The sequence below is a fragment of the Streptomyces sp. NPDC001401 genome, assembly GCF_042895385.1.
Lineage (GTDB): Bacteria > Actinomycetota > Actinomycetes > Streptomycetales > Streptomycetaceae > Streptomyces.
Genome location: NZ_JBIAWI010000007.1, coordinates 382,976 through 397,740, shown reverse-complemented (window position 1 = coordinate 397,740; position 14,765 = coordinate 382,976). Strand labels below are relative to the sequence as shown.

At 70.0% G+C, this 14,765-nt stretch carries 13 protein-coding genes; 7 read left to right on the top strand and 6 right to left on the bottom strand.

The annotated features are described in order from the left end of the window. Positions 1-65: 65 nt before the first annotated feature. Positions 66-785, bottom strand: coding sequence for a Type 1 glutamine amidotransferase-like domain-containing protein (locus ACFY10_RS25235; protein WP_390667460.1), 720 nt, complete (start codon positions 783-785; stop codon positions 66-68). Between the two features lie 95 nt (positions 786-880). After that, positions 881-2,473 carry an FAD-dependent oxidoreductase gene (locus tag ACFY10_RS25230; protein WP_390667459.1) on the bottom strand — a complete coding sequence of 531 codons (1,593 nt, stop codon included), beginning with the start codon at positions 2,471-2,473 and terminating at the stop codon, positions 881-883. Positions 2,474-2,523: 50 nt separating this feature from the next. Here ACFY10_RS25230 and ACFY10_RS25225 point away from each other — a divergent pair, with 50 nt between their 5' ends. Beyond that, positions 2,524-3,246, top strand: coding sequence for a TetR/AcrR family transcriptional regulator (locus tag ACFY10_RS25225; RefSeq protein ID WP_390667458.1), 723 nt, complete (start codon positions 2,524-2,526; stop codon positions 3,244-3,246). Here the strand turns inward: ACFY10_RS25225 and ACFY10_RS25220 are convergent. Both ACFY10_RS25220 and ACFY10_RS25215 read right to left on the bottom strand, forming a co-directional pair. Then, positions 3,243-3,806: a cysteine hydrolase family protein gene (locus tag ACFY10_RS25220; RefSeq protein WP_390667457.1), complete on the bottom strand. Its 564-nt coding sequence runs from the start codon at positions 3,804-3,806 to the stop codon at positions 3,243-3,245. The genes ACFY10_RS25225 and ACFY10_RS25220 overlap by 4 nt on opposite strands. Then, positions 3,803-5,308, bottom strand: a complete 1,506-nt coding sequence (locus tag ACFY10_RS25215) for a purine-cytosine permease family protein (RefSeq protein WP_390667456.1) — start codon at positions 5,306-5,308, stop codon at positions 3,803-3,805. Before ACFY10_RS25215 ends, ACFY10_RS25220 begins: the two co-directional genes overlap by 4 nt. A 211-nt stretch (positions 5,309-5,519) precedes the next feature. Between ACFY10_RS25215 and ACFY10_RS25210 the strand changes: the two genes are divergently transcribed. Further along, positions 5,520-5,714 carry a hypothetical protein gene (locus ACFY10_RS25210; RefSeq protein ID WP_390667455.1) on the top strand — a complete coding sequence of 65 codons (195 nt, stop codon included), beginning with the start codon at positions 5,520-5,522 and terminating at the stop codon, positions 5,712-5,714. A 17-nt stretch (positions 5,715-5,731) separates the two neighbouring features. On the opposite strand, the gene gndA is transcribed toward ACFY10_RS25210, so the two are convergent. Further along, positions 5,732-7,171, bottom strand: a complete 1,440-nt coding sequence (gene gndA / locus ACFY10_RS25205; protein ID WP_390667454.1) for an NADP-dependent phosphogluconate dehydrogenase — start codon at positions 7,169-7,171, stop codon at positions 5,732-5,734. Positions 7,172-7,354: 183 nt separating this feature from the next. Between gndA and ACFY10_RS25200 the strand changes: the two genes are divergently transcribed. The 3 genes from ACFY10_RS25200 (at position 7,355) to ACFY10_RS25190 (ending at position 11,209) form a co-directional block, all read left to right on the top strand. Further along, positions 7,355-8,800, top strand: coding sequence for a glyceraldehyde-3-phosphate dehydrogenase (locus ACFY10_RS25200; RefSeq protein ID WP_390667453.1), 1,446 nt, complete (start codon positions 7,355-7,357; stop codon positions 8,798-8,800). 102 nt (positions 8,801-8,902) lie between these two features. Continuing rightward, a complete protein-coding gene (locus ACFY10_RS25195; protein WP_390667452.1) occupies positions 8,903-10,354 on the top strand; it encodes a purine-cytosine permease family protein in 1,452 nt (483 codons plus the stop codon). Between the two features lie 147 nt (positions 10,355-10,501). Beyond that, on the top strand, positions 10,502-11,209 hold the full coding sequence (locus ACFY10_RS25190) for a LuxR C-terminal-related transcriptional regulator (protein WP_390667451.1): 708 nt from the start codon (positions 10,502-10,504) through the stop codon (positions 11,207-11,209). A 48-nt stretch (positions 11,210-11,257) separates the two neighbouring features. Here ACFY10_RS25190 and ACFY10_RS25185 read toward each other — a convergent pair whose 3' ends face one another. Further along, entirely contained in the window at positions 11,258-12,289 is a 1,032-nt protein-coding gene (locus tag ACFY10_RS25185; RefSeq protein WP_390667450.1) for a LacI family DNA-binding transcriptional regulator, read from the bottom strand. Between the two features lie 376 nt (positions 12,290-12,665). On the opposite strand from ACFY10_RS25185, the gene ACFY10_RS25180 reads away from it, so the two are divergent. Together ACFY10_RS25180 and ACFY10_RS25175 are read left to right on the top strand one after the other, a co-directional pair. Further along, positions 12,666-13,685: a sugar ABC transporter substrate-binding protein gene (locus ACFY10_RS25180; protein WP_390667449.1), complete on the top strand. Its 1,020-nt coding sequence runs from the start codon at positions 12,666-12,668 to the stop codon at positions 13,683-13,685. Beyond that, entirely contained in the window at positions 13,685-14,761 is a 1,077-nt protein-coding gene (locus ACFY10_RS25175; protein ID WP_390667448.1) for an ABC transporter permease, read from the top strand. The genes ACFY10_RS25180 and ACFY10_RS25175 overlap by 1 nt, the downstream gene beginning before the upstream one ends. Positions 14,762-14,765: the final 4 nt, after the last annotated feature.

Below are 14,765 nucleotides of genomic sequence, written 5' to 3'. Positions count from 1 at the left end.
GGGGTGATTGAACACGGCAAGTGCCTTGCGGGTACCGACCGGATAAGGCCAAGGTCGCCCGACACTCATGTGAGCAGCCGGCACGGCAGCGCCCGCTCGTCGGCCCCGCCCCTCCCGTCCGGCTCCACCCGGTACACCTGGGCACCCGGCAGCCTGCTCACCGTCTCCTCCAGTCGGCCCTCCGTGAACAGGGCCCCCACCCCGTCGTCCAACGCCCAACCAGCGGGCAGCGATCCGTCAGCCACAGCTGCCTGATACGAGGGACGGCGGCCCGGTTCGCTGTCGTAGTGCGGGCAGACCGAGCCGGGCAGCAGGCCCAGTCCGTCCGGGAGGAAGGTGAGGGGGCCGAAGGAGTCGGTGTGCGAGCCCTCGGCCCAGCAGTTCGCGCCGGCGCTGATGCCGCACAGCAGGGTGCCGCGGTCGTAGGCCTCGTGCAGCAGTCGGTCCACGCCGTGCACGCGCCATACGGCCAGCATGTTCGCGGTGTTGCCGCCGCCCACGTACACGACGTCCTGCGCCAGCAGGAACGAGCGCAGGCCTTCGTCGTCCAACTCCCTTTGGAACAAGGGCAGTACAGATGTCTCGCAGCCATCGTGCGACCGGAACGCGGCGGAGAATCTCTCGACATATGCGACGGCGTCTCCGCTGGCGGTGGGCAGGAAGCAGAGGCGCGGGCGTGGGGTGCGCGCGTGGCTGAGCAGCCAGTCGTCCAGCAGTCCGTCGTCGAGGCTGAAGCCACCGCCGAGGAGAGCCAGACGGCCTTGTCGCACGGGAAGACCGGCCACGGAAGCGCCTCCTGAGGGTTGGGGTGTCCGGGAACCCTGCCGTGGCCCGACTGGTGCTCGCAATGGGATATCGCCGCCGAGCGACTGAATCCGCCTCAGCCCACCGGCTCGTGCTCGGGTGAGGGCGACGGCGCGCCGGCCCATCGGTGCAGGGCGGCTTCGAGGCCGGTGACGGCGGCGATGTCGGTGGTGTCGGAGGCCCAGGCGACCACCCCGTCCGGGCGCACCAAGACCCCGGTCGGCGTCGCATGGTCGTCGGTCACGCTGCTCAGCCGCCCGGCCCAGTCCGCGGCGAGGCGGGTGAACGCGCCGTCCGCAGTGCGGTCGAGCAGGAGGAACCCGCCGCCGTGAGCGCGGTCGGCCAGCCGGGAGCCGTCCTTCAGCCACACGTCGGGGATGTATCGCCCGACCAGCGGATGGTCGCCGGGCAGGTCGATGCGCTGTGTGACACCGGAGATCTTCTTGACCGCGTAGGTCGTGCCGTCGCGGGTGCTCAGCAGATCGCCGAGCACCTCCCGCAGCGCGGCCGACTTGGCGTCCCCGCGCAATACGGCGATCTGGGCCCGCGTCCAGTCCAGTACCCAGGCGCCGAGGGGTCGGCGCTCGGCGTCGTAGGTGTCGAGCAGCCCTTCGGGTGCCCACCCGGCGACCACGGCACCGAGCTTCCAGCCCAGGTTCATCGCGTCGCCGACGCCGAGATTGAGCCCCTGCCCGCCGAACGGCGAGTGCACGTGCGCGGCGTCGCCGGCCAGCAGCACCCGGCCCGACCGGTAGGCAGCAGCTTGGCGGGCGTTGTCGCTCCAGCGGGTCGCGGCGCCGCGCAGCGCGGTCAGCGTGACGTCGGTGCCCGAGACCCGGCGCAGGCTGGTCTGCAACTCCTCGAGGGTGACCGGTGCCGAGCGGGCGGCGGGAGGGCTGCGGAACTCCACGGTGACCACCCGGCCGGGCTGCGGTCCGTGGCGGTAGGCCCCCTGAGTCGACCACGCCCATCCGTTCGCGAGCTTCTCCGGGTCGGCGATGTCTGCGAGGGCCAGATGCCCGGTGAGTTCGGGGTCGGTGCCGGGGAAGTCGATGCCGGCGAGGCGGCGTACGGTGCTGCGCCCGCCGTCGCATCCCACCAGCCAGCCGGTGCGCACGGTGCCGGCGGTGGTGCCGACGAGCACGCCGTCGCCGGTGTCCTCGAGCGCGGTGACCTCCACCCCGCGCCGCACCCGTACGCCGAGCCGCGCGGCATGGCCGGTCAGCAGCGCCTCCAGCTCGCGCTGCGGCACCATCCGCGCTCCGTCGACCGCGGCGTGCGCGGAGAGGTCGGGATCGGACCAGTCCACGAGGTCGGCGTCGAGGACGATTCCCGCGAAATGCCCGGTGAACCGCGTCTCGGGCGCTCGCCGGCCGCCACCGGGCTGCCGATTGTCGGCCATGCGGGCGAACGACCCCATCCGCTCCAGCAGTTCTCGCTGTACCCGTTCGGCGGCCGGCAGCAGGCCGCGGCGGTCCAGCGCCTCGGCCGTCGGCACGTTGATCGAACCCGCCTTCATCCCCTCGTCCGGCTCGGCGCGGCGCTCGAGCACCTGCACGGTCACCCCGGAGAGCGCCAGCTCAGCGGCGAGCACGAGGCCCACCGGCCCGGCTCCGACCACGGTCACGTCCACGTCCTGGTTCACGTCCTGGTTCACATTCACTGTCACGAACAGTGTTCTACAAACGAACAGTGTTCGTGTCAAGCTATGATGGTCGGGTGAACCCGAGAGAGCGACGCGCGGCGCGCCACCAGCCGCCGAACCCCGAGGCCGGAGCCGACCCCAGGCCGCGGCGCCGCAAGGTCCCGATCACCGTCGAGCAGGTCATCGACACCGCGCTGGGCGTCATCGCCACAGAGGGGTACGAGGCACTGACCATGCGCCGGCTGGCCGGGGCGCTCGACACCGGGCCCGCCTCGCTCTACGCCCACGTGGTCAACAAGGCCGACCTCGACGAGCTGCTCATCGGGCGGCTGTGCGCCGAACTCGTACTGCCCGAGCCCGACCCCGCGGCCTGGCGGGAGCAGATCCGCGGCGTGTGCACCCAGATCCGCGACCAGTACCTGAAGTACCCCGGAATCTCCCGCGCCGCGCTCGCCATGGCCCCCACCGACCTCGAGACCGTGCGCGTCACCGAGGGACTGCTGGCGATCCTGCTCGCCGGCGGCGTCGCCCCGCAGGCCGCCGCCTGGGCCATCGACGCGCTCTTGCTGTACGTGGCCGCCTACTGTCTCGAGACATCGATCGCGCGCCAACGCTCGGCACACGATGACGCCGTGTGGGTCCTCGACCGCGACGAACTGCTACGCCGGTTCACCGCCCTGCCCGCCGAGACCTTCCCGCACACCACCCGCCACGCCGCCGAGCTCACCGCCGGCGAGGGCCACGACCGGTTCGACTTCACTCTCGCCCTGATGATCGACGGCATCGCACACCGCTAGGCCCTGCCGGCAACCCCCAGCAGCTCCGCGACGGTCGTCACGCGGATCAGCGGGCGGTACAGGTCCATGACCTGCAGCGCCTTGGCGTGCGAGTCGTCGTCCACGCCCGCACAGGCGTCGGCGGCGACCAGCACCTCCACACCGGCGTCGGCGGCGGCGAGCGCGGTGGACAGGACGCAGCAGTCAGTGCTGACACCGGCCAGGACCAGGCGGCCCTCGGGGCCGAGCAGGCGGGCGAGTTCCGGTGTCCACTTGCCGAAGGTGGTGGCGTCCAGTACGGGCCCCGCGTAGTGAGCGAACTCCTCGCTCAGTTCCCAGAGTCGGGCTTGCGGCGGCTGCAGGGCGAAGGGCCAGTGTTCGTAGTACGTGCTCCAGGCACCGTCGGGTTTGGCGGGGGCCAGGAAGCGGGTGAAGGCCACCCGGTCGCCGTAGGCGGGCAGCAGGCGTCGTACTCCTGCCGCGGCCTCGGTGAAGCGGGGGGTGGCCCAGGGGCTGTCGGGGTCGGCGAAGACGCGCTGCATGTCGATGACGGCAAGCAGGCCAGGGGCGGACGAGGTCATGCGATGGGCACCTCCTCCCCCGTGGCCGGGCTCGGCGCTTGCGCCTCCTGTGCGCGGACGCGGGCGCGGCCCAGGGCCAGGGTGGCGAGGAAGGCGAGGGCGAGGGCGGCCAGGACGCCGAGGTTGGCGTAGGCCCAGGCGCCGGACTTGCCGCCGAGGCCGAACGGTTCGAGGAGGTAGCCCTGCCACCTCAGCCAGCCGGCCGCGGAGTTGGTGACCAGGCCCCAGCCGAGGGCGGTGGCGGCGAGGGTGAGCAGCAGCGGCGTGGGCGGTACGTCGCCGTAGCGGCCGGCCGGGCGGTAGAGGTCGCCCTCGTCGTAGTCGCGGCGGCGCAGGGCCAGGTCGGCGAGCATGATGCCGCACCAGGCGGCGATGGGGACGCCGAGCGTGGTCAGGAAGCCCATGAACTGGCCGAGGAAGTCGTCGGCGAAGAAGACGATGTAGATCGAGCCCGCGATCATCAGGACGCCGTCGACGAACGCGGCCACGAAGCGGGGGATCCTGAGGCCCGCCGACAGCAGGGCCAGGCCGGAGGAGTAGATGTCGAGCACCGCGCCGCCCACCAGGCCCAGCACGGCGACGACGGCGAACGGGACCAGGAACCAGGTGGGCAGGACGACGGCGAGGGCGCCGATGGGGTCGGCGGCCACGCCCACGGCGAGGTCGGTGGAGGAGCCGGCCAGCAGCAGGCCGAAGACCAGAAGGAGCAGCGGGGCCACGGAGGCGCCGAAGGTGGTCCAGCCGATCACCCCGCGACTGGACGAACTGCGGGGCAGATAGCGGGAGTAGTCGGCGGCGGCGTTGACCCAGCCGAGGCCGAAGCCGGTCATCATGAACACCAGCGCGCCGATGAACTCCTGGGCGGAGCCCGCCCGGATCGCGCTGACGGTACTCCAGTGGATGCGGTCGGCGACGAGAGCGATGTAGACGACGGTCAGGACGCCCGTGACGACGGTGATCACGGTCTGCAGCCGCATGATCAGGTCGAAGCCCATCACACCGCCGACGACGACCAGCGCGCCGACCAGGACGAGCGCGACCGCCTTGGTCTCCGTGCCGCCGCCCCAGCCGAGCCGTCCGAAGACGGTGGCGGTGGCCATGGTGGCGAGCGCGCACAGCACGGTCTCCCAGCCGACGGTGAGCACCCAGGAGATGACCGAGGGGAGGCGGTTGCCGCGCACGCCGTAGGCGGCCCGGCTGAGGACCATCGTCGGCGCGGAGCCGCGCTTGCCGGCGACCGCGATGAAGCCGCACAGCAGGAACGAGAAGACGATGCCGATCACGCCGGAGATCAGCGCCTGCCAGAAGGAGATCCGGAAACCGAGCGCGAAGGCGCCGTAACTCAGCCCGAGGATGGACACGTTGGCGCCGAACCAGGGCCAGAACAGGGTCTGGGGGGTGCCCTTGCGCTCGGCGTCGGCGATGACGTCGAGGCCGTGCGCCTCCACCTGGAGCTGCCGGCCCGCGGCTCTGTTGTCGGGAGTGTCCGGGGAGTCTGCCATCGTCGTCCTACCTGTCCGGGCGGGTGTTGCCCGAAGCCTTGTCGGCGCAGGTCGGGGCGTCAAGGCTGCACAGGGCGGGCGCGCCGGACGCGAGCGCGCAGAAGGCGCGATTTGCGTGAACCGCAGGGGCGGCCTCATCCGATGAAGGGGCGAACAGGCAAGATCCCGGTACCCGTTCGGGCACCGGGACCCTCAGGAAGGAACCGGATCCATGACCGCCTATCTCGCCATCGCCTTGTACGCCCTGGTGGTCGTGCTGTGCCTGCACGCCTTCGTGGACTGCATCAGGACGCCGGCCTCACGGGTCCGCCATCTGCCCAAGCCGGTCTGGCTGCTGCTGATGTGGATGGCGCCGGTGCTGGGCGGCATCGCCTGGCGCAACCTGGGCAAGGGGCCCGCCCGGTAGGGAACGGACCGCGCTGGTCAGGCCGTCGTCTCGGGACGCGCCGGTGCCGTCCAGTGGGTGTGGAAGGTGCCGGGGCGGTCGGTGCGGCGGTAGGTGTGGGCGCCGAAGTAGTCGCGCTGGCCCTGCAGGAGGGCCGCGGGCAGGCGGTCGGCGCGCAGGGTGTCGTAGTGGGCGAGGGCGGCGGAGAAGGCGGGGACGGGGATGCCGCGGCGGGCCGCGGAGGCGATGATCTCCCGCCAGGGGACCTGCGCGTCGGTGATCTCCATGGCGAACTCCATCTCGCCGAGCAGGCTGACCAGGTCGCGGTCGAAGGCGTAGGCGGCGCGGATGCGGTCGAGGAAGGAGGCGCGGATGATGCAGCCGCCGCGCCAGATCCGGGCGACGGTGCCGAGGTCGATCTTCCAGCCGTACTCGGCGGCCGCGTCCTGGATCATCTTCCAGCCCTGGTCGTAGGCGATGACCTTCGACGCGTACAGGGCGTGCTCGACCTGTGAGGTGAAGCGCTCGGCCTCGGTGCGGCTGAGCGGGGGCCGGGTGCCGCCGGGCAGGCCCGCGTAGGCGGCGCGCAGGTCGCGCTGGCCGGAGGCGGCGCGGGCGAAGGTGGCCTGGGCGATGGCGGTGACCGGGGAGCCCAGGTCGAGCGCGGTCTGCACGGTCCAGCGGCCGGTGCCCTTCTGCCCGGCCGCGTCCGCGACGACGTCGACGAACGGGGCGCCGGTGACCGGGTCGGTGTGGGCGAGCACGTCGGCGGTGATCTCGATCAGGTAGGAGCCGAGCCGGCCCTCGTTCCAGCGGCGGAAGACGTCGGCGATCTCGGCCGGGCTGTAGCCGGCGACCTGGCGCAGCAGGTCGTAGGCCTCGGCGATGAGCTGCATGTCGGCGTACTCGATGCCGTTGTGGACCATCTTGACGAAGTGCCCGGCGCCGTCGCTGCCGATGTGGGCGGCGCACGGTTCGCTGTCGACCTTGGCGCTGATGGTCTCGAACATGGGGCCGAGGACGTCGTACGCCTCCGCCGAGCCGCCGACCATGATCGACGGACCTTCGAGGGCGCCCTCCTCGCCGCCCGAGACGCCGGTGCCGACGAAGTGGATGCCGCGCTCGCGCAGGGCGGCCTCGCGGCGTCGGGTGTCGGCGAAGTGGGCGTTGCCGCCGTCGATGATCATGTCGCCGGGCGCGAGGAGCGGGGCGAACTCGTCGATGACGGCGTCGGTGGCCTCCCCCGCCTGCACCATGATCATCAGGCGGCGGGGGCGTTCGAGGGCGGCCACGAAGTCCTCGGGCGTCTCGGCCGGGACGAACGTGCCCTCGTCGCCGTACACCTCCATGAGCGCGCGCGTGCGGCCCGCCGTGCGGTTGTGGACGGCGACGGTGTAGCCGTTGCGGGCGAGGTTCCGCGCCAGATTGCGGCCCATCACGCCCAGGCCGGTCACGCCGATGGCTGCGGTTGCGTTCATGGTGTACGTCCCTCGGTCGATCCGGTGGCGGTCGCGGGGCGGGCGTGCCCCATGCCCGTCAGGTACGGACGGGCAGCCGGATCGTCTCGATTCCGGGCCGGGGCGTGTGTGACGAACCCCGCTCAAACGATCGATCAACCAGGGTTTAACATATGAGCGCCGCCTAGCTCGAAAGATGGATCTGTGACTGTCAACGACGACTCGTTCACCAACTGGAAGACCCGCGAGGAGATCGCGGAGTCGATGATCCCGATCATCGGGAAGCTGCACCGCGAGCGGGACGTGACGGTCCTGCTGCACAGCCGCTCCCTGGTGAACAAGTCGGTGGTCAGCATCCTCAAGACGCACCGTTTCGCCCGGCAGATCGCCGGCGAGGAGCTCTCGGTGACCGAGACCCTGCCGTTCCTGCAGGCGCTCACCGCGCTCGACCTCGGTCCCTCGCAGATCGACATCGGCATGCTCGCGGCGACGTACAGGAGCGACGACCGCGGTCTGTCGGTGGAGGCGTTCACCGCGGAGGCCGTCGCGGGCGCCACCGGCGCGAACAAGATCGAGCGCGGCGAGGGCCGCGACGTCGTCCTGTACGGTTTCGGCCGCATCGGCCGCCTGGTGGCCCGCCTGCTGATCGAGAAGGCCGGCTCCGGCAACGGTCTGCGACTGCGCGCGATCGTGGTGCGCGGCGGTGGCGAGCAGGACATCGTCAAGCGGGCCTCGCTGCTGCGCCGGGACTCCATCCACGGCCAGTTCCAGGGCACGATCACGGTGGACGAGGCGAGCAGCACGATCTTCGCCAACGGCAACGCCATCAAGGTGATCTACGCGAACGACCCCTCTGAGGTCGACTACACCGCGTACGGCATCAGCAACGCCATCCTGATCGACAACACCGGCAAGTGGCGCGACCGCGAGGGTCTTTCGCAGCATCTGCGCCCCGGCATCGACAAGGTGGTGCTGACCGCGCCGGGCAAGGGCGACGTCCCGAACATCGTGCACGGCGTCAACCACGACACCATCAAGCCGGACGAGCAGATCCTGTCCTGCGCCTCCTGCACCACCAACGCGATCGTGCCGCCGCTGAAGGCGATGGACGACGAGTACGGCGTGCTGCGCGGCCACGTGGAGACCGTCCACTCCTTCACCAACGACCAGAACCTGCTGGACAATTACCACAAGGCCGACCGTCGGGGCCGTTCCGCGCCGCTCAACATGGTCATCACCGAGACCGGCGCCGCCTCCGCCGTCGCGAAGGCGCTGCCGGACCTCAAGGCGCCCATCACGGGCAGCTCGATCCGTGTCCCGGTGCCGGACGTCTCGATCGCGATCCTGAGCCTGCGGCTCGGCCGCGAGACCGACCGCGAGGAGGTCCTCGACTACCTCCGCAACGTGTCGCTGACCTCGCCGCTCAAGCGCCAGATCGACTTCACCACGGCCCCCGACGCGGTCTCCAGCGACTTCATCGGCTCGCGCCACTCCTCGATCGTCGATGCGGGCGCCACCAAGGTGGACGGCGACAACGCCATCCTCTACCTCTGGTACGACAACGAGTTCGGCTACTCCTGCCAGGTCATCCGCGTCGTCCAGCACGTCTCCGGGGTGGAGTACCCGACCTTCCCCAGCCCGGCGGTCTGACGGCGGCGCATCGCCCGGTCAAGGGTCGGCAATGGCCGCTTGACCGGGCGCCTGGAGGGAATGAATCCGGCCACAGGGGCGGATCATCACTCCGGAGGTGCCATGACCACGTCATCAGAGCCACGAGTGTCGGGCCTGGAGATCCGCTCCATCGACTACGTCCCGCTGGACGAGCGCCACGGCAAACTGTGGCACCTGGGCCCCCTGTGGTTCATGTCGAACGCCCAGATCGCGACCCTCGCGGTGGGCCTGATCAGCATCACCGAGGGCGGCAACCTCATCTGGTCGCTGATCGCGATCGTGGCGGGCACGGTCCTCGGCACCTTCTTCATGGCCTTCCACTCGGCCCAGGGCCCGCAGCTCGGACTGCCCCAGATGATCCAGTCCCGGCCCCAGTTCGGCTACGTCGGCGCCCTGCTGGTGTGGCTGTTCGCCTACGTCCAGTACGCGGGCTTCAACGTCTTCAACACCATCCTCGCCGGTGAGGCGATGCACACCACGGTGCACGGGGGCGTCAAGCTGTGGGTGGTCGTGGTCACCGCGGTCGCCCTGCTCATCGCGCTGGTGGGCTACGACGTCATCCACAAGGCCGAGCAGTTCCTGACGTACTCCTTCCTGGTCGTCTTCGGGATCTTCACCGTGGGCGTCCTGGTCACGCTGCACTACCCGGCGGGCTCCTTCGACCTCGGCGCCTTCAAGGCCACACCATTCCTGGCCCAGTTCGGGGTGGTCGCCGGCTACCAGATCAGCTGGGCCATCTATGTCTCCGACTACTCGCGCTATCTCCCGCCGGGCGTGACCGTCCGCAAGACCTTCTACTGGACCTACTTCGGCTCGGCGCTCGGCGGCATCTGGCTGATGGTCCTCGGGGCGCTGCTGGCGGCGTGGGCAGGCAAGGACTTCGAGACGATCAAGTCGATCAACGCGGCCGGCGACAAGGTGTTCAGCGGGTTCGGCGCGATCGTGCTGCTCTTCGCCGTGCTGGGCCTGGTCTCCGTCACCGCGCTGAACATGTACGGCGGTTCGCTCACGCTCATCAGCGCCATCGACTCGATCAGGCGGGTGACGCCGACGCTCGGCGTACGGCTGGTGACCATCGGGCTGACCGCGGTGCTCTCCCTCATCGGCGCACTGGCGGCGACCTCCAACTTCCTGGAGAACTTCAACAACTTCCTGCTGCTGGTGCTCTACCTGTTCATCCCGTGGACCGCAGTCAACCTCATGGACTACTACGTCGTGCGCCGCGGCCACTACGCCATCGCCGAGATCTTCAACCCCCGTGGAATCTACGGCCGTTGGGGCTGGCACGGCATCATCGCCTACCTCGTGGGCTTCGCCGTCATGATCCCCTTCTTCTCCGTCGGCACCCTCTACACCGGCCCCGTCGCCCACGCACTCGACGGAGCCGACATCTCCCTGTTCATCGGGCTGCCGGTCGCCGCGGTGCTGTATTGGCTGCTGACCCGTTCCATCGACGTGGACGCCGAGCAGCGGATCGCGGAGGCCGAGGCGGAGGCGCTGGAGCAGGCGGCACACGAGCACCGCGAACCCTGACCGTTCCCGGGAAAGCGCCGCCCGTCCAAGCCCGTCGAGAGATGTGACCCAGACCACAAGGGAAACGGTGCCGTTTCGCTAGCGGAGGGGACTATTCTGAGGCTCAAGTGAACGAAACCGTTTCGTTTAGAGGCGGGAAGGACAGGCATGGTCTCCGTACTCATCGTCAACGACCAGTCCCTGCAACGCGTCGGCCTGCGCATGCTCCTGGCTGCCGAGCCCGACCTGACCGTGGCCGGCGAAGCGGCGAGCGGAGCCGAGGCTGTCGGCATGTGCTCCGCGCTCCGTCCGGACGTCGTCCTGATGGACAGCCGTCTCGCCGGTACGGACGACATCGAAGCCATCCGACGCATCGCACGCCCCGCGCACCTCCCCCGGTTCCTGCCGGCTCCCGAGGCCACCACGGCGGGCGGTTCTCCTCCCCGCGTACTGGTCCTGACCTCGACCACCCACGAGCGCCACGCCTACGCCGCCCTGCGCGCCGGAGCAGCCGGGTTCCTCCTCACCGACGCCGCCCCGGAAGAACTGACCGCGGCCATCCGCGTCGTGGCCGCCGGGGACGCCGCGATCACCCCCGCCCTGACCCGCGCGCTCATCGACGCCGTCCGCGAACAGCCGGCCATCCGCCCCGCCGGGCGGGAGGTCGGCCTGGACACCCTCACCGAACGCGAACGCGACGTCCTCACGGCCGTCGCCTCCGGCTGGTCCAACACCGAGATCGCCGTCCGGCTGTCCATAGCCCCGACCACCGTCAAGTCCCACGTCAGCCACATCCTCGCCAAGATCGGCGCCCGCGCCCGCGTCCAGGCGGTGGCCTTCGCCTACGAGTCCGGGCTGATACGGCCGGCAGCCTGACGCCCGGAGACCGCGCCGGCAGCCGACACGGCCCGCACACCGCGCATCTCAGGCGGGTTCGCCGGTGGTGCCGCGCACGACCAGGTGCGGGGTGAGGACGACCTCCCGGGGTTCGGTGCGGCCCTGGTCGAGGCGCTCGACGGCGGCACTCACCGCGAACCGGGCCTGCTCCTCGGCGTTCTGACTGACGGTGGTCAGGTTGAAGCAGCTCAGGCGGGAGAGCGTGTCGTCGTCGTAGCCGGCCACGGAGACCCGGCCCGGCACGGAGACGCCGGCCCGGGCCAGGGCGGCTAGGACACCGATGGCCGACTGGTCGTTGTAGGTGACGACCGCGGTGGGCAGTGCGCCGCCGTCCAGGAGGTGGCGCGCGGCTCGTTCGCCGGCCGCCTCGGTGTGGTCGCCGGTCAGGACCCGGATGTGGTCGCCCAGGCCGTGGCGGCGCATGGCCGTGCGGTAGCCGCGACGCCGGTCGGTGGCGATGACACCTTTCCCGCCGTCGACGTAGACGATCTCACGGTGGCCGAGCCCGACCAGGTGGTCGATGATCTGGCCGACGCCGTCGTCGTCCGCGGTACGTACGACGTCCAGGCCGGCGTCGGTGATCCGGCGGCCGACCGCGATGACGGGGGCCTTGTTGTCGAGGGCGGCGAGCGTGTCCGCGGGGGCCGTGGGGCCGAGCAGGATCAGCGCCTCGCTGCGGAAGGCGAGCAGTGTGTCCACGGCGGTGCTCTCGTCGCGGGTGCGGGTCAGGGTGCTGAGGACCAGGTCGTAGCCGACCTCCTCGGCCGCCGTGTGCAGGTGCTCGACCAGCTCGGCGTGGAAGGGGCTGTGGATGTCGACCAGGACGCCGAGCAGCCGGCTGCGTCTGCTGGCGAGGCTGCTGGCGGTGCGGTCCACCTGGTAGCCGAGGTCGGCCGCCGCCTTCAGGACACGCTGCCGGGTCCGCTCGCTGGGGCCCGGCGCACCACGCAGCACCAAGGACACCGACGCCATGGACAGGCCCACCCGTGCGGCCACGTCCTCCAGTCGGGGGCGCTTGTGCGTGCCGTTCCGGTGACCTGCGGAACCGACATCCTCCACCTGTGCCTCCCGGGGCAAATCTCCTCGTGCAACACCCTTGACACGCTCGCGAAACAAGGCCGATAGTACCAGAACTTAAAGCGCTTTAAATTGTCCTGATGTTCCAACGAAGTCGGCTCGGCAGTGCGTCAGCTCGCAGTACATCACGCACTCCCCCGAGCGGCCCCGACCGCGCATGCCCCCGGCTGCCCGAAATCTGTCCGGTCGCCGTCGACGACGCCCACAAGGCGCTCGCCCGCGACACGGCCGTACGGGTCGCACTCGAGAGACCACCCACTCGACCTCGCGACCGCACCGGCCCACCCAGCAGCCGCCGATCCCTTTCCTCCTCTTCCTCCTCTTCCTCCTCCGAGTCGCACAGCGAGGTGCACGCCCCATGAACCGCACATCCACACCCGGCCTCCGCAGAATCACCCCCGTCGTCGCCGTCGCGGCCGCAGCCGCCCTGACCCTGGCGGGCTGTTCCAGCAGCTCCGGCGGAAAGAAGGCCGAAGAGGACACCGGCGACGTCTCCGCCGGCAAGGCCAACACGCCCCGCATGACGATCGCGATGGTCACCCACGCGCCCTCCGGCGACACCTTCTGGGACACCATCCGCAAGGGCGCCGAGGCCGCCGCGGCCAAGGACAACATCAAGCTCATCTACTCCAACGACGAGAACGCCGGCGACCAGGCCAACCTGGTGCAGAACGCGATCGACCAGAAGGTCGACGGCATCGCCGTCACCCTGGCCAAGCCGGACGCCCTCAAGTCGGTGGTCGCCAAGGCCGAGAAGGCCGGCATCCCGGTCGTCGGCCTCAACGCGGGCCTGAGCGTCTGGAAGCAACAGGGCCTGCTGTCGTTCTTCGGGCAGGACGAGGCCGTCTCCGGCCAGGCCCTGGGCAGCAAGCTCAACGGCACCGGCGTCAAGCACGCCCTCTGCGTCATCCAGGCCCAGGGCGACGTCAACCTCGAAGAGCGCTGCGCCGGCGTGAAGAAGACCTTCAGCGGCAAGACGGACATCCTCTACGTCAACGGCACCGACATGCCGTCCGTGAAGTCGACGATCACCGCCAAGCTCAAGCAGGACTCCTCCATCGACGAGGTGGTCACCCTCGGCGCCCCGATCGCGCTGACCGCCGTGCAGGCCGTGTCCGAGGGCGGCAGCAAGGCGAAGATCGCCACCTTCGACCTCAACAAGGACCTCGTCTCCGCCATCCAGAAGGGGTCCATCCAGTTCGCCGTCGACCAGCAGCCGTACCTCCAGGGCTACCTGGCGGTCGACTCCCTCTGGCTCTACAAGACCAACGGCAACTTCAGCGGTGGCGGTGAGCAGCCGGTGCTGACCGGCCCGGCCTTCGTCGACAAGTCGAACGTCGACACCGTCGCCAAGTTCGCCGCGAAGGGCACTCGGTGATGAGCGTGACCCAGCATGCTGAGCCGGCGGTGACCTCACCGCCGGCCTCCGGCCCCAAGCAGACCGACGGGCGCACAGCCGAACGGCCGCTGGTGGTCAGGCTGTTGGCCCGTCCGGAGGTCGGCGTCTTCCTCGGCGCCGTCGCCGTCTACGTGTTCTTCCTGATCTCGGCGCCGCCGGTGCGCGACGCGAGCTCGATGGCGAACATCCTCTACCAGTCCTCCACCCTCGGCATCGTGACCATCCCGGTCGCCCTGCTGATGATCGGCGGCGAGTTCGACCTGTCGGCCGGCGTCGGAGTGATCACCTCGGCGCTCACCGCGAGCATGATCAGCTACCAGCTCACGATGAACGTCTGGGTCGGTGTCATCGCCGCCCTGGTCGTCTCGCTGGCGATCGGCTTCTTCAACGGCTGGATGGTCGTCAAGACCGGACTGCCCAGCTTCCTGGTCACCCTGGGCACCTTCCTGATCCTGCAGGGTGTCAACCTCGCGGTGACCAAGCTGGTCACCGGCAACGTCGCCACCGACGACATCAGCAACATGGACGGCTTCGACCAGGCCAGGAAGGTCTTCGCGTCGTCCTTCGACATCGGCGGCGTGCAGGTGAAGATCACCGTGTTCTGGTGGCTGCTGTTCGCGGCGATCGCCACCTGGGTGCTGCTGCGCACCAAGTACGGCAACTGGACCTTCGCGGTGGGCGGCAACAAGGACAGCGCCCGGGCCGTCGGTGTGCCCGTCGCCTTCACCAAGATCTCGCTGTTCATGCTGGTCGGCTTCGGTGCCTGGTTCGTCGGCATGCACCAGCTGTTCTCCTTCAACACCGTGCAGTCCGGCGAGGGCGTCGGCATCGAGCTGATCTACATCTCCGGAGCGGTGATCGGCGGCTGCCTGCTGACCGGCGGCTACGGCTCGGCGATCGGCCCGGTCTTCGGCGCGTTCATGTTCGGCATGGTGCAGCAGGGCATCGTCTACGCCGGCTGGAACCCCGACTGGTTCAAGGCCTTCCTGGGCGTGATGCTCCTCGGCGCCGTCCTGATCAATCTGTGGGTCCAGCGCACCATGACCCGGAGGTGACGAC

What these genes read in the sequence shown, in the direction of transcription:
- ACFY10_RS25220 (WP_390667457.1), bottom strand. Translation starts at nt 3,806, where the DNA reads ATGACCTCGTCCGCCCCTGGCCTGCTTGCCGTCATCGACATGCAGCGC.
- ACFY10_RS25215 (WP_390667456.1), bottom strand. Translation starts at nt 5,308, where the DNA reads ATGGCAGACTCCCCGGACACTCCCGACAACAGAGCCGCGGGCCGGCAG.
- ACFY10_RS25210 (WP_390667455.1), top strand. Translation starts at nt 5,520, where the DNA reads ATGACCGCCTATCTCGCCATCGCCTTGTACGCCCTGGTGGTCGTGCTG.
- gndA (WP_390667454.1), bottom strand. Translation starts at nt 7,171, where the DNA reads ATGAACGCAACCGCAGCCATCGGCGTGACCGGCCTGGGCGTGATGGGC.
- ACFY10_RS25195 (WP_390667452.1), top strand. Translation starts at nt 8,903, where the DNA reads ATGACCACGTCATCAGAGCCACGAGTGTCGGGCCTGGAGATCCGCTCC.
- ACFY10_RS25190 (WP_390667451.1), top strand. Translation starts at nt 10,502, where the DNA reads ATGGTCTCCGTACTCATCGTCAACGACCAGTCCCTGCAACGCGTCGGC.
- ACFY10_RS25180 (WP_390667449.1), top strand. Translation starts at nt 12,666, where the DNA reads ATGAACCGCACATCCACACCCGGCCTCCGCAGAATCACCCCCGTCGTC.
- ACFY10_RS25175 (WP_390667448.1), top strand. Translation starts at nt 13,685, where the DNA reads ATGAGCGTGACCCAGCATGCTGAGCCGGCGGTGACCTCACCGCCGGCC.